Consider the following 14,934-nt stretch of genomic DNA (forward strand, 5'->3'; position numbering starts at 1 on the left):
ACAAAAACCAGGTATGCAAAGGGAAGTGATTAGCCCCGGGCATACCTTAAAAATTAAAACCATGAACAATTACACCGAAAACGCAAATGCAATAGCAGAGGTACTGTCATCTTATTTTAAGGGAGTTTTTAATGGAGATACAGCACTGCTCAGAAAAATATTTCATCCTAAGGCTGTGGTAGCTGGCGATGTGAATGGAGTTCCGTATTTTAAAACGATTGATGAATATTTAGCAGGGGTGGGTAGCCGTAAAAGTCCCCAAGAACTAAATGAAACATTCCGCATGGAGACAATATCAATAGAAATTATCAATTCTATAGCAATTGCCAAAGTTCATCTGCCTATTTTTGACTTTAATTATTACGATCTTTTATCCTTAGCGCAAACTGATCGCGGCTGGGTAATCGTGAATAAATTATTAACCAACGTTAAAATTTATTAGGATGTGGAATAGAACCAAAATAACCGAACTTTTAAAGATCGAGTATCCGATTTTATTAGGCCCCATGGGTGGGGGATTTTCAACGCCAGAACTTTTAGCGGCTGTATCAAATGCTGGTGGTTTAGGTAGCCTTGGCGCATATACGTTAAGTCCTGAAGAAATTATCGAAACCAATAAAATTGTAAGAACAAAAACAGATAAACCTTATAACATCAACCTATGGGTAAATGATGTAGATGAGCGTTTGCTTAATTATCCACCAGAAAAAGTGGAGGAGATTAAAGCCTTATTCAAGCCTTTTTTTGATGAATTGAGTATTCCCTTACCTGATCTTAATGCCAATATTCCTTCAAAATTTTTGAGACAGGTAGAAACGCTATTTGAGCTGAAACCTGCGGTATTTAGCTTTGTATTCGGTATACCTTCAAAAGAAATATTAACGGAAGCGCGAAAGCTAGGCATTAAAACAGTGGGGGCAGCCACCACATTAGATGAGGCTTTAGCACTCGAAGAAGCCCAGGTTGATGCCATTGTGGCAACTGGATTTGAAGCCGGTGGACATCGTCCTTCATTTCTTAAACCAGCAAATGAATCGCTAACAGGAACCTTTGCATTGATCCAACAGGTAAAAGCGAAAACAAAAATCCCTATAATTGCTGCGGGAGGTATTGCTGATAGCAAGGGTATACAGGCAGCACTAGCACTTGGTGCAGACGCCGTTCAAATCGGTACCGCATTTTTAGTCACCGACGAATCTAATGCAACGCCCATGCACAAGGCAAAACTTTTCTCTGAAGAATCAAAAAATACAGTACTTTCTAAATCATTGACAGGGAGAATGGGGCGGATGATTGCTAACCGGATATCCAGCGATATTAATTGTGAAACTGAGGTATTGCCCTTTCCGCTGCAAACCCGATTAATGGGGCCGTTAAGAGCCGCTGCTATTGAACAGGGCAAAACAGATATGTACAATTTCTGGTCAGGCCAAAACGCGGTAAACTTAAAATATACCTCGGCAAAAGAGTTGATGGAGGCGTTGATTAAGGAGATGGGGTAAGTTGGTTCATTGGTTCATTTGCCATTGGTTTGGGCGCCTAACTGCCAATCGGCAACTATATACTGAAAACTGGATAATCGGACATTATCCCTCTACTAATATTAACCCTTCGACTCCACTATCATTGACAGATTCCAGTATATGGTCGTCATGTCGACTGGAGTGCAATCCCGAAGTTTCGGGAGAGAGATCTTTTTAGCAAATTAATCAAACGAAATTTAAAAGATTTTGCTTCGCAGAGCCTTCCGGTTCTCCGCTACGGTCGAAATGACGATACTTCGAGCCGGTTGGTTAACTGCAATTGATAACTGGGCACTGGTTAATTGTTTAAATTGATTAACTGGCTATTGGCAACTGTTAACTTGCAACTGGACTTCCGACTAAAGACTTCGGACTCTTCTACTGGTTATTGCAAATTGTTAACTGGCAACTGGACTTCCGACTAAAGACTTCGGACTGACTTTACTTTACCCGCACATTCCCTCCGGCTAACCTAACCGTTTCGCTAATCCTTGTTGCTCTTGTTTCTGCTCTTTTCGCTTCTGATATCCATTTTAATATGGCTTTCTTTGAAGAACGGGGGAATTTTTCCCAATGTGTTTGTGCCAGCTTGTTGGATTCAAATTCTTTTTTTAAATCATCAGGAACAATCAGATTTTCCACATCATTCAGGGCATCCCACATGCCATTGGCTTTAGCCGTTTCGATCGATTGTAGTCCTGCAAGGCTCATCAATCCTTGGTCTATCATATGCAAAGCTTTATTCTTGTTAATTGCGCTCCAATTGCTTTTAGGCTTTCTTTTGGAAAAGAATTGATAACGACTTTCTTCATCCCGTTTCACTGTTAAGCTATCAATCCAGCCGTAACAAAGGGCTTCATCAACTGCATTGCTATGAGGTAAGCTATTTGCTGATGCGTCTTTTTTATAGATAATTAACCAAACAGATACTTCTTTTTCATGGTTCTCAGCCAGCCATTGGCGCCAATCGGCCTGGGTTTTAGCATAAAAAGCTTTAACGCCGTTTTTTATTTCTTCCATAAAAATAAGTATTTAACTATTATAGGTTTTTATCTAATATTTCGAGATCGTGTATGTTATACATAACGCGTAATTGCCAAAGAGATCAACCACCGAAACGATAAATCCATGGCGGAGTTAAAAATGATAAAATTGCCGCACTAAAGCAAGTATTTAATCACTTCTGAAAGGTTAAGACCGATAGCTTTCTGTTTATCTCAGGATTTAATTCGTTTCAATATACTTAGCTATCGCTTTTTTGATCGTTTATTAGGTTTAAGATGTTAAATTTACGATTAAGGTAGTAGCAGTATAATATAGGTAAACAAGATATGGCCAAGCAATTTTCAAGGAATGTATGGATAGATTATTTGCGCCCAACCATAACCGTTTTAGTGGTTGCACATCATGCCGCATTGGCCTACACCACTTTCTCTGTATTTAACAAAGATGCTTATATCCTGTCTACACATCCTGTAGTTGATCATAGCAGATGGGCATTGCTTGATGGTGTGGTGAGCTTTAACGATACCTTTTTTATGTCGCTCATGTTTTTTCTTGGTGGACTTTTCTTTTTTCCAGGCATAGATAAAAAAGGTTATCTATCCTTTATTAAAGATAAAGTTTTCAGGTTATTGATTCCCTTCTTACTGCTGGGGACCATGCTGATGCTTTTGGCTTATTTCCCTTCATTTTATCTAATGGGTGGCAGTACCAATATTTGGGCATATGTTAAGGATTTTTTCACAACAGAGGCCTGGCCGGTTGGGCCACCATGGTTTTTATGGTTGTTGTTTGTTTTTAACTTGGTTACCGCATCGTTTCATCAATTATTTTATAGCAGAAAGAATAGCGCTCCACAGTTGAATCTTAACAAAAACACTACAGCTGTCGGCCTGTTTTTAATTTTGTTTTTAACAGGTTTGCTTGCATATTTGCCCATTGCAGGCTATTTTGGGCCTTATAGCTGGACGGGGTTTGGACCTTTTGATTTTCAGCAAAGCCGTTTAATCCTATATTTTGCCTATTTTGGAATCGGAGCAGTTGTTGGAAAATTAGCGATCGATGAAGGAGTTTTTGCTAAAGAATCGTTAACCGTTAAATACTATCGATTGTGGTGTTTATTAGCCCTTATTGCTTTCAGCGCTTTTTGGTATTCAGCCGATGTGCTAAACAAAGCAGAAGCTCAAAAAATGCTCAGTAACAATCAAAATGCAATTATCAGCAATGTATTGTTTGTACTTTGCTGCACGTTAACATCCCTTGCTTTAATTGCCAGCTATAGCAAACTGGTTGCCAAAAACATAGGTTGGTGGGATTCGCTCAGTAGCCATGCCTATTTAATCTACCTGGTTCATTTTGTTTATGTAACCTGGCTCCAGTTTTTATTGTTATCGCTCAATATACCTGCAGGCTTTAAGTTTTTACTCGTTTTTGTTTTTTCGCTGGCATTAAGTTGGGGAACAGCTTATTTGCTGCGGAAGATTCCTTTGGTGAAAAAATACCTGTAATTGTATGATGTCGAATTAAAATTCGATTACCGCATTTGATAAGGGTCTTCCTTGCCTTACTTTAAGCTGTTCATTGTGTTGCCAGGGGCTATTACCGAAGTCTTCCAGGTTTGCATATCGACCTACCTGAAAGAAATGCTCAAACACATAAGGTAATCCCTCTGCATACAGGCGGCTATCTCGATCGGCTAAATGGAAATGGAGATGAGGGCCAGTAGATTGTCCGGTAAAGCCCAACTCCGCAATTACATCTCCTTTTTTAACTTTATCTCCTGGTTTAACCCGAATACTGTTTGGCTTTAAGTGTTCATAGAAAGCATATTGCCTATTCGCAATCTTTATGGAAATATAATTACCACTGGCTTGCTCGGGTGCAGGGCTTTTGTGCTGCGAAACAGTTGCTGATTCATTAAAATCATTGAGTACCGAAGATACCGTACCATCGGCTACTGCTAGTATTGCATTTTGATAACCAATCCAGTTTTGGATAGAATCTGTATTTTTAGAGGCATATTTCCCCAAACTGTCTACACGCATAAAATCGATGGCGAAACGGCCGGGAAGAAATTGCTTTCCCTTTTCTGAATAAAATACTCTTCTATGTCCTGAGGCCCATGCCGGATCGTAAATGGCAGTCCATAAACCTGTTTGTAGTGGTTTGCCTAATACCGTTGGTTTAGTAACTGTAGGATGTAATGCTGTTGTGATAGATGCTGTTGCATTACTTTTGGTTTGGTGATGAATCCAAAACTCAAGTTTGTTTACTATCGTTTCGGCTTTTAATACCTGGGTTTCGAGCTCAATATAAATCAAAGCAGAGCCGCCAGCAGGGATAATCAGATTTCTGTTTTCCCGATCGCTACTTTTTGTGCGTTCGACCAGTTTTGATGCATTTAAGTTAAGGTATGACTTATTTTGTCCTGATATATTCAATGTTTTAAGTTCAATCGTATCTGTGCCACCATTTTTTAGTTGGAGTTCATAATAGAGAAAAAAAATTGTTCCGATCTTGGTCCATGATGGATTTTGGTGAATAGATAATGATATCACTTCTTTATTTTGAGCAAAGAGGGGCTGGAAAAGTACACCTAAACCAAAAAGAAAAGTGATCGTTAATAACTGTTTAATCATGTTTTTGAATTTTATCAACTCTAGAGTAATTATGGTTCATTTGTTCACTAGTCATTAGTTCTTGGTCATTAGTTATTCACTCATTCAAAATTCACTCATTCAATAACTGGTCTAATCAACTCCGGACTAATTATGATTCATTTGTTCATTAGTCATTGGTTCTTGGTCATTAGTTATTCACTCATTCAAAATTCACTCATTCAATAACTGGTCTAATCGACTCCAAACGCCAAACCCTCAACTCCAAACTTATCTAACCACGCCGTATATTAGCTGCACAACACCTGATGGAGCGCTTTTGGTTTCTTTTAATGTTAACCAAACCCGATTGGTGATTTCACTAAACAGTAATTTTCCTTCACCCAATATTACCGGGTGTACAGCTAACTGCAACTCATCAACCAAACCGGCATTTAAAAAGGCAGATATTAACTTTGCGCCACCATACAACCATATGTTTTTGCCGGGAAGCTTTTTCATTTCGTTAACCTTTTGCGCAATATCCGACTGAATAAAAGTAGCAGCTGTACTATCGCTGGTTTTGGTATGCGAAAAAACATATTTTTTCTTGCTGTTGATATTTTCGGAGATCGATTTCATCAGGTCGTTTTCTTCTTCTCCGGGTTGATAGTTACCCCAGAGATCGTAGCTGATCCGTCCATAAAAAATAGAATCTATACCATCTAAAAAGTCATTAAAATTAGCGTCGCCATCCATAATGCACCAATCAATTTCTCCATTAGGACCTTCAATATAGCCATCCAATGTAACGGCAAGGTTTAAGATAATCTTTCTCATTCGTATAAATTATTGTGTTCGTTCGATACTAAATGCGCGGTCTTCTTTATTAAACCCCACTTTCGGATAGTAATCAAAAGCAGTAGGTACTGATAAGAGGATGAGCATACATTGAGGGCCGATTTTTTCGCGTGTTATCGCAATCATTTCCTTGCCTATTCCCGAGCTTTTTAAATCTGTAAATACAGCAAGGTCTGCCAGATAAGCGCACCAGGCCCAATCGGTAATGGTTCTTGAAATACCTACAAGTTTATCTTCTTGCCAGGCTGTAACCAACAAGTCTGCATTTTTTAACATCAATGTTATTCTTTCCGGATCAGTAGGACGTTTAAGGCCTGCTTGGCTGAATAAGGCGATTACCTCTTCTGCATCGGGGATAATGTCTAACTTATAGGTAATATTCATATCCTCTAAATTACAAAATATGGTTGTAAAGGATAGTAAAAAACGACATCAAAAACTGATAAACAATATTTTTCATTAGCGTTAATTCTTCAGCTTAACCTTAAGTTAACACATGCGCTCTTTCTTTGTTGATCATTGGCCGATATAGCTGCTTTTAACATGATCAAACTTTTTAATATCCTTGTACTTTTTTTATTCTTCATTTCGAATGCAAACGCGCAGGAAGAAAAATTCGAATCGATTATTACCCTGAATCAAAAAGATCCGACTGCAGCCCTGGCTCAATTAAAAAAAATATATGCCAAATCTATCGATGATAATGATGAGCTTTTAGAAGGCAAATGTTTGCAGCAGATGGGTAAGGTTTGTTATACGCAGGGGCATTTCAGCCAATCGTTAGAGTTCTTTTTAAAAGCAGATAAAATATTTAACAATGCCAATCAATCGCTTTTGCTGGCCGCTAACCTTAACGATGCTGGTGTGCTCTACTATTACATGAAGCAGAAAGATAAGGCTATGCATAGCTATAGCAAAGCCATCAGCATTTATAAAAGAGCGAATAATTTAACCGGACAGGCAACCGTTTTGGGTAATATAGGGCAGTTATACGAAAAAAGGCAACTTTACGACAGCGCATTTTACTATCAAAAGCTGGCCTTAAAAATAAACGAACAGGTTAGCGATAAAAGTGGAGCCGCAAAAATACACGAAAACCTGGGCAGTATATATGAAGACCTGGAGCGTTACGATTCTGCTTATGTACATTTTAAACAGTCGTTAAATTTATACCAGGAAGATCATAATGACCTCGGGAGTATTGAGGTCATTAATAATTTGGGCGATATCCTCCGTAAAACCGGTCGCTATAAAGAAAGTATTGTACAGACCGAAACTGCGTTGAAACTAGCCGAAAAGATGGGGAATATTTATCAGGTAAGCTCCTGCTGCAGAGATTTGGGCAAGGCATACGAACTGTTGAACAATATGGACAGCGCCTACCACTATGTAAAACTTGGCTATAAATATACTGTCGATCTGTATTCGGAAGACGGTGCCCGGCAGGTAGCTTTTTTGCAGGTGCTTTACGATATCAATAAAAAATCTGACGAGATTAATAAACTGAAAAACGACCGGAAGGTGAACAGGATCATTGCTTTTTCTGCCACAATTGTGGTGATATTATTGGTCGTTTTGGGATTTGTTATTTTTAGCAGACAGCGGCTAAAGTTCAGAGACCAGCAGATGTTGGCGCGGCAGAAGGCAATAGAACACGATATAACCAGTCTGGAGCTCAAAAACCTTCAGCTCGAAGAACAAAATCTGAAGCAGTTGTTGGAGGTTAAAAGCAGGGAACTGTCTACCCATACCTTAAATCTGATCAAACACAACCAATTCCTTGAAAATCTTAGGAGTACCTTACAGGCGATGGTAAAAGAGGATAAGCGCGATCAGAAAAAGCAGATGAATCAGATCCTCGCAGAGATTAACCAGAGTTTTAATCACGAACGCAATTGGAAAGAATTTACGATGGCTTTCGAACAGGTGCATCATCAATTTCTCGAAAGCCTAAAGAAATATAGCAGTGAGCTTACTTCAGCCGATATGCGCTTGATTGCGCTGTTGAAAATGAACCTCGATTCAGGCGATATTGCAACCTTGCTTGGTATATCTACCGATAGCTTAAGGGTGTCGAGATATAGACTAAGGAAAAAGCTAAATCTGGCGCAAGGCGATAATTTATCAGCATTTATCCAGGCATTATAACCGTTACATCAGCTGTTATATATTGCCTGGTTTTTATTGAATTTAAGGACTTAACAATTTGTTAATGTAACGGTAATAAAAGCATAACGGCGTTTTGTTATGTGTTTAATGTATTGATAATCATTATGTTGTGTTTTTGTGTTGCCTTTTGATATATGCTTGTTGTAACGCTGTTGCCTTTATGTAACCTCAATAATTTCTTTGTGTAAAATGGTGTATACACCTTTGCCCCGTCGATCATAAAAAGACATGACCAAACACGATGAATAAACGATTACAAATTATGTTTTTACTTCTTTTTTGTGCAGGCACCGCAAATGCCACAAAACTGAAAGGCCACGTTTACGATAAGCAAACTGGAGAGGCCATTGTAGGTGCAACAGTGGTTTTGGAAAACCCGAGGCGCACAACCAATACCGGATTAGATGGTACTTTCGAATTTAAGGATGTAAAAATAGGTGCTGCCAAAATTAGTGTAAGTTACATTACTTACAAAACCATCGAGAAAACCTTAGTGATACTGAAAGAGGATAACGATCACTTAAAGTTCTATATGGAGAGCGATTCGAAAAGCCTCGATGATGTCACCATTAAGTCAAATGCAGTGAGTTCCACTGATCAGGGTGCAAGGCGACTGGAAAAAACTGCTCCTCAACTGATGAATATCGTATCAGGAAGGTCGATTGAGATTTCGCCGGATTTAACGGTAGCCAATGTGATGCAACGTATTTCGGGTGTGTCTATAGAGCGCAATAGCAATGGTGATGGACAATATGCCATTTTAAGAGGAATGGATAAACGCTACAACTATACTTTGGTAAATGGTGTTAAAATCCCAAGTCCGGATAATAAATACCGGTATGTTCCGCTTGATCTTTTCCCTTCTGATTTACTTGATCGTTTAGAGGTGTACAAAACCCTTACCCCAAATTTAGAGGGCGATGCCATTGGCGGTGCCATTAATATGGTGATGAAAAATGCTCCAGGCTTATTGCAGGTAAATGCCAATGTTTCTACAGGTTATAGTCAGTTGTTTTTCGATCGTAAGTTTACCAGTTACAATGCTTCAGGTATTAATTATAAATCGCCTTACGAAGTAAACGGGAAAAACTATCATGCTATACAGAACGATTTTACCAAGGGAACACTCGATTATAAATATAAAAACCCTGCACCTAATTTAATCGGTAGCTTATCCCTGAGTAAGCGCTTTTTGGATAATAAACTCGGGGTGGTGCTGGCAGGAAGTTATCAGAATACCTACCGTGGGAGCAATAGTACTTTTTACAATAATGCAGTAGTAGGTACCGAGTCTTATGCGAAAATTACCAGCAAAAGTTACCGCGAGTTTTCTGAACAGCAGCAACGTACAGGCTTACATGGAAAAATTGATTATGTTTTTAATAAAGATCACCAGATCAGTTTGTACAATGTATATGTTAACCTAAAAAATCAGCAGGTTAGAGATGCTGTAACCACTACCTATAATGGGGTTTATAATCCAACAGCTGGGAATGCAGAATTGGTTTACGATACCCGTAGCCGTTTAACCGAGCAGCAGATTTACAATACTACGCTTCATGGCGACCATAAATTTTTTGATGATAAATTTAAGGTACAATGGTCTGCTGTTTATTCTTCGGCCAAAAATGATGTACCCGAAAATACCAGTATCAGTTTAAATGGGATACAGCAGAATTTTCAAAGCAAACGTACCAGTTTGGTCAATACCAATCCGGTTACCCGTAGATGGGAACGCAATACTGATGAAGACTTAGCTGGTTACCTGGACCTGACTTACCAGGTTTTAGCTGGCGAGCATAAACTGGATATCATGGCCGGAGGTTTATACCGCGACAAACAAAGAAGCAGTTTCTTTAATAACTACAATCTTGCCCCAAGCGCAGCTAATGCATTTGATCTTTACGGTGTGAATTTTCAGAGTTATACCGATTTAAACCTCGTGGTGAGTAATCCTACAGGTGCAGTGTCTAATGCATTAACTTACGATGCAAGTGAAAAAATAGCAGCCGGGTATGGGATGTTTAAATATAATTCGGCTAAATTAGAAGTGATAGGAGGGCTAAGGGTAGAACATACCAACCAAGGTTATAACCTGCTTTTTGCCGCAGGTGAGGCTTTTCCGAAAGGAAATCAGGTTTATACCGATTTACTGCCTAGTTTAACGGCAAAATATTTTTTAAGCCAAAAAGCACAATTACACGCTTCTTATTACAAAGCCCTTAACCGTCCTGGTTTTTATGAAATTGTACCTGGAAGAGTAAAAAACGAAGATTTTATAGAACGTGGTAATGTGAACCTGCAACGCGCTTTGGCCGATAACTTCGATTTACGCTACGAACTTTTCCCCGGTGCTTCAGAACAACTGTTGGTTGGTGCTTTTTATAAGCGGATCAAAAACCCAATTGAATATACTTTTCTGGCTGATGCCGTTCGAGGACAGGACACTTATTATACCCCAGGAAACTTTGGTACGGCCAATAATTATGGTGCGGAGGTAGATTACATCAAATATTTCAGCAAAATAGGTGTGAAAGCCAATTATACCTATACCCATTCGCGCATTAATACACTTAAAACCACCAGAGTTATTAATAGTGCCACAGGAGATACGGAACCAGCCAATGTTAACCAGGAACGTCCGCTTTACGGCCAGTCGGCGCATATTGCCAACTTATCACTATTGTTTAAAGACACTAAAAAAGGCTGGGATGTTCAGCTTGCAGGTGCTTACACCGGGCCACGCATCAACACGGTTTCTCAATTCTTAAATAACGATTTGTGGCAGAAAGGATTTGTACAGATGGATGCTTCAGCCGAGAAGCGTTTTAAAGGTGGGATCAGTGTTTTTGTAAAAGCCAATAACATCTTAAATACACCGACAAAACTATTTATAAAAGGTACAAACCCAGCAAATAACGATATCAAAGAAGATTTGGCTAAAAATGGGAATACATTAATCAGAAGTGATTATTATGGTCAGAACTACCTTGTTGGCTTCAGATATAAGTTTAATTAATAGAATTTAAAGATATAAAGAAATGAAATCGAATCAGATTTTTAAATTGATGATCCTGATGGTGTTAGCCTTAGCAGGATGCGAAAAAGCCAATGTAGATGTAGATACCACCGCTGTTGATGGTTCGGCAATTGGTGAAGTTTCCGGGATTTGGGCCAAAGGTAGTACACAGGTAATTAAAGGTGATATTGTAATCCCGGAAGGGAAAACGCTTACGATTGAAGAAGGGGTAACGGTGCTGATGGATACGGTTGCGAAACCAGAAATTATTATAAAAGGTAATCTTTATGCTTTAGGGACCACAGAGAACCCTATCAAATTTACCGTAAACGATTTTTACAAAACACCATTAACCAAATTTGGTAAACTCTGGGGCGGTATTTTGGCTGGTCCAACATGCGAGGAACTGGTGCTTGACCATGTAATTCTGGAATACGGCGGTGCTAAAACATCCGATGCTTCTACTTCTGTAAAAATGGGCTTGTACAAAGCTGTTGCGGGCGAAAGCTTACCAGCGCTTTGGTTTGCCAATGCCAGAGGCAAATTGGTGGTTCAAAATAGTACCATCAGAAATTTTCAGGAAGATTGTACTTATATTGAAGGTGGAAGAATCATTTTTGCCAACAATGTGTTTTATACCACGGGTGTAACAGGAGGAGAAGCCATGAACTTTAAATCGGGCTGTTTGGCAGATATAGCCTATAATTTAGTTTATAGTACCAATACCAATGCTTTAAAATTGTCAAACACTGGAGATAAAACGCCACAAACGTATATTATTGCTTACAACAATACCATGGTGAATACGGGCTGGAGAAGACCAACTGCGAAAGGCGGATCAATCTGGCTGGAAAGTACTGTGCGTGCTGATCTATATAATAATCTTTTTGCCAACACCCGTTTTGGTGTGAAAAGAGATCCAAAAAAGCCTGAAGATAACCGTTCTGCTTATAGCAATAACTGGTATTATGGTTTCGATCAGGCCACTGTAAACCAGTTTCAGCCAACCGGCGATATTGTGGGCGGTAAAAACGATGTAATTAGTAATGTTGCCGGAGCAAATGATCCTAAATTTGTGAATTATCCTTTAAATACAGCGGTTACCAATGCCGATTTTAATACCGCATGGGATTTTCATCTGCAAGGCAACTCACCAGCTTTGGGTAAGGGCATCACCAACTTTACCCGCCATCACCAGGCCGGAATTATAATGAAAAATGGTATCACCTATGTCTCACCCTCGCCATCAACATTTGTTGGTGCATACGGAACTAAAATATAAAATGAAGCATAATAATATATTAAAACTTGCCGCTTTTGCGGTATTAAGCCTGGCCATTTCTTGTAATGGAGGCATACAAAACGGAAATAGTACAGCAGTAAAGCCCTTGTACGTATCTGATCCTGTAGGTTTTGATACCGATGATCCTGCGATCTGGGTAAACCCGAACGATCCGGCGCAGTCTTTGGTAATCGGTACCGATAAAGATAGCAGTGGCGGCTTGTATGTTTTCGATCTGAAAGGTAAAACCATCAAGTCAAAAACCGTAAAAGGCTTAAAGCGCCCAAACAACGTTGATATTGCCTATGGTTTGTTGTTGGCTGGAAAAAAAACGGATATTGCCGTAACCACAGAACGATACACGCATAAACTACGCATATTTTCCCTTCCCGATATGAAAGCAATCGATAATGGCGGAATTCCTGTTTTTGTTGGCGAAACAGGAGCAGAGTGCCGCGATTTGATGGGGATTTCGATGTATACCGACCCAAGCGGAAAAATTTATGCAATTGTTGGTCGTAAAACGGGACCTAAAAACGGAAGTTATCTTTGGCAATACCTGTTAACGGATGACGGAAAAGGCAATGTTAAAGCTGATTTGGTGCGGAAATTCGGCCTGTATAGTGGCAAAAAAGAAATAGAAGCCATCGCTGTTGATAATGAATTGGGTTATGTTTACTATTGCGATGAGCAGGTTGGTGTACGCAAGTATTATGCAGACCCAGCTAAAGGAAATAAAGAATTAGCACTGTTTGGGCAGGGCGATTTTGCTGTCGACAATGAAGGAATCGCTGTTTATAAAACTTCAGGAAATAAAGGGTATATTCTTGTGTCCGATCAGGGTGCTAAGCAGTTGAAAGTGTATGATCGGGTAGCTAAAACGAATGCTACTCATCCACACCCATTGTTAACCACCATTAAATATTCAGCCAATCAAACGGATGGTATTGATGTGGTTTCAGTCCCTTTGAATAACGATTTTAAACATGGTTTGCTGGTGGCTATGAGCGATGATAAAACCTTTCATTATTATAGATGGGAAGATCTAGCAGGTAAAAAACTTGATGTAAATAGGTAGGTTTACAATGAATCGTCATCTCGACCGCAGTGGAGAGATCTTTTAATATAGTCCACAGATCTCTCCACTACGCGTTGCTCCGGTCGAGATGACGCCGATTTTTAGGATATGTTATTGATAGTGGGCGTCGCGGAGTATAGAAATCCATATCGAAAGATTTCTCCATTTCGCTACCGATGAAACCTATGAAACAAGCAAGCATACCATAAGTAAATAAAAACAAATGCTTAAATCGGTTTGCTTCAGTCGAAATGACGGTTCATTGATCTAAACCGCGATATTATTCGATAATTTATACTCAGATGGCGTAATTCCCGTCTGTTTTTTAAAAAACTTGCCAAAAAAAGAAGAGTTGCTAAATCGCAATTCCATGGCTACCTCCGAGATATTCATTACATGGCTGGTTAACAGTAGTTTCGCCTCCCTAATCACCATTTCATCAATAATTTCTCCCGCAGTTCTGTCGGTCACCTGTTTAACAACCTGCGATAAATGCCTTGGCGTAATGCGTAAACAGTTGGCATAATAAATTACACGCTTTTCCTTTTTAAAGTTTTCAGCTACCAGCGATAAAAAACGATTGGTGAGTTCTGTCTTGCTGTCATGAACAAAAGGCAACGGATCTTTCTGTTTGTTTTTGAGCAGAAAAAGATCATACAGCAGTTCCAGGAAGCTATTATGCACAATATTTTTAATCTGCGGGGTATCTTTAGGTACATTCAGTTTTTTGTGCAGCGCAAGCATATCATAGTAAATGAATGTATAATCCTCTTTTGATAGCGAAAATTTATGAGTAGGATCGTTCTGGAACATTCGGTAAGCTTCTCCGCTATTAAAGAATACCCCCATGTTTTTTAAATAACTTTTGTTAAAATGGATGCTGATGAAAGAAACATCGCTATTATCCTTAATCTCATAAACGGCATGTGGAAAAATGAGCAGAATATCTCTTTGATTTAATACATGCTCTACAAAATTTATCCGAAGGTTCATCTTTCCTTTTGTGATCAGAATTAAAGCGTAACTAGATACACGGAAAGGTTCCGAACTGCAATATTGCGGATCACTACTATGGTGGATTTTCGCCATCAGGCCATCATTTAAAGAAAGCGCTTCCTCATGGTTTTTTTCTGAAAAAGTTGTATGGAGTAACTCTTGTTGCATAAAATCGTTCAGTGTTTTTTAATAATTTCTTAACAGATTCGATCATCTTTTGCACTACAATTTCAGCCACCCTTTTATGGATAGTTTTCGCCCTTTATCTGTCGGATTTTGCTATCTACAAATGTAATATTCAGAATCATTTTTGCAAGATATTTTTTTTAAAATGACTAATTTCTGATTAATTTTCAATCTTTTGATTAATAAAAATTAAATTTTAATTGACTTGTAAACAGTAATTT

At 38.9% G+C, this 14,934-nt stretch carries 12 protein-coding genes; 7 read left to right on the top strand and 5 right to left on the bottom strand.

The window, feature by feature from the left end; all coding sequences use genetic code 11:
• Nucleotides 1-13 precede the first annotated feature (13 nt).
• Nucleotides 14-442 (top strand): nuclear transport factor 2 family protein, encoded by a 429-nt coding sequence (locus QF042_RS08915; protein ID WP_307527393.1) that lies wholly within the window; start codon nt 14-16, stop codon nt 440-442.
• A 1-nt stretch (nt 443) separates the two neighbouring features.
• Nucleotides 444-1,502 carry a nitronate monooxygenase family protein gene (locus QF042_RS08920; RefSeq protein WP_307527395.1) on the top strand — a complete coding sequence of 353 codons (1,059 nt, stop codon included), beginning with the start codon at nt 444-446 and terminating at the stop codon, nt 1,500-1,502.
• A 462-nt stretch (nt 1,503-1,964) separates the two neighbouring features.
• Here the strand turns inward: QF042_RS08920 and QF042_RS08925 are convergent, their stop codons facing one another.
• Nucleotides 1,965-2,543 carry a YdeI family protein gene (locus QF042_RS08925; protein ID WP_307527397.1) on the bottom strand — a complete coding sequence of 193 codons (579 nt, stop codon included), beginning with the start codon at nt 2,541-2,543 and terminating at the stop codon, nt 1,965-1,967.
• Nucleotides 2,544-2,854: 311 nt separating this feature from the next.
• Here QF042_RS08925 and QF042_RS08930 point away from each other — a divergent pair, with 311 nt between their 5' ends.
• Complete coding sequence (locus tag QF042_RS08930; protein ID WP_307527399.1) at nt 2,855-4,033, top strand: acyltransferase; 1,179 nt, start codon at nt 2,855-2,857, stop codon at nt 4,031-4,033.
• A gap of 15 nt (nt 4,034-4,048) precedes the next feature.
• On the opposite strand, the gene QF042_RS08935 is transcribed toward QF042_RS08930, so the two are convergent.
• From QF042_RS08935 to QF042_RS08945, 3 genes are all read right to left on the bottom strand, one after another.
• On the bottom strand, nt 4,049-5,164 hold the full coding sequence (locus QF042_RS08935; protein WP_307527401.1) for a M23 family metallopeptidase: 1,116 nt from the start codon (nt 5,162-5,164) through the stop codon (nt 4,049-4,051).
• A gap of 249 nt (nt 5,165-5,413) precedes the next feature.
• Nucleotides 5,414-5,962 (bottom strand): dihydrofolate reductase family protein, encoded by a 549-nt coding sequence (locus QF042_RS08940; protein ID WP_307527403.1) that lies wholly within the window; start codon nt 5,960-5,962, stop codon nt 5,414-5,416.
• Nucleotides 5,963-5,971: 9 nt separating this feature from the next.
• Nucleotides 5,972-6,367, bottom strand: coding sequence for a GNAT family N-acetyltransferase (locus tag QF042_RS08945; protein ID WP_307527405.1), 396 nt, complete (start codon nt 6,365-6,367; stop codon nt 5,972-5,974).
• Nucleotides 6,368-6,526: 159 nt separating this feature from the next.
• On the opposite strand from QF042_RS08945, the gene QF042_RS08950 reads away from it, so the two are divergent.
• The 4 genes from QF042_RS08950 (at nt 6,527) to QF042_RS08965 (ending at nt 13,531) form a co-directional block, all read left to right on the top strand.
• Complete coding sequence (locus tag QF042_RS08950) at nt 6,527-8,131, top strand: tetratricopeptide repeat protein (protein ID WP_307527408.1); 1,605 nt, start codon at nt 6,527-6,529, stop codon at nt 8,129-8,131.
• A gap of 262 nt (nt 8,132-8,393) precedes the next feature.
• Complete coding sequence (locus QF042_RS08955) at nt 8,394-11,171, top strand: TonB-dependent receptor (protein ID WP_307527410.1); 2,778 nt, start codon at nt 8,394-8,396, stop codon at nt 11,169-11,171.
• A 22-nt stretch (nt 11,172-11,193) separates the two neighbouring features.
• Nucleotides 11,194-12,453, top strand: a complete 1,260-nt coding sequence (locus QF042_RS08960) for a right-handed parallel beta-helix repeat-containing protein (protein WP_307527412.1) — start codon at nt 11,194-11,196, stop codon at nt 12,451-12,453.
• Nucleotide 12,454: 1 nt separating this feature from the next.
• Complete coding sequence (locus QF042_RS08965; protein WP_307527414.1) at nt 12,455-13,531, top strand: phytase; 1,077 nt, start codon at nt 12,455-12,457, stop codon at nt 13,529-13,531.
• A 267-nt stretch (nt 13,532-13,798) separates the two neighbouring features.
• Here the strand turns inward: QF042_RS08965 and QF042_RS08970 are convergent, their stop codons facing one another.
• The gene (locus QF042_RS08970; RefSeq protein ID WP_307527416.1) at nt 13,799-14,695 is read right to left on the bottom strand and encodes a helix-turn-helix domain-containing protein; all 897 of its coding nucleotides are present in this window, start codon (nt 14,693-14,695) and stop codon (nt 13,799-13,801) included.
• Between the last annotated feature and the right edge of the window lie 239 nt (nt 14,696-14,934).

This window comes from Pedobacter sp. W3I1 (genome assembly GCF_030816015.1).
In the GTDB taxonomy this organism is placed as follows: Bacteria; Bacteroidota; Bacteroidia; order Sphingobacteriales; family Sphingobacteriaceae; genus Pedobacter.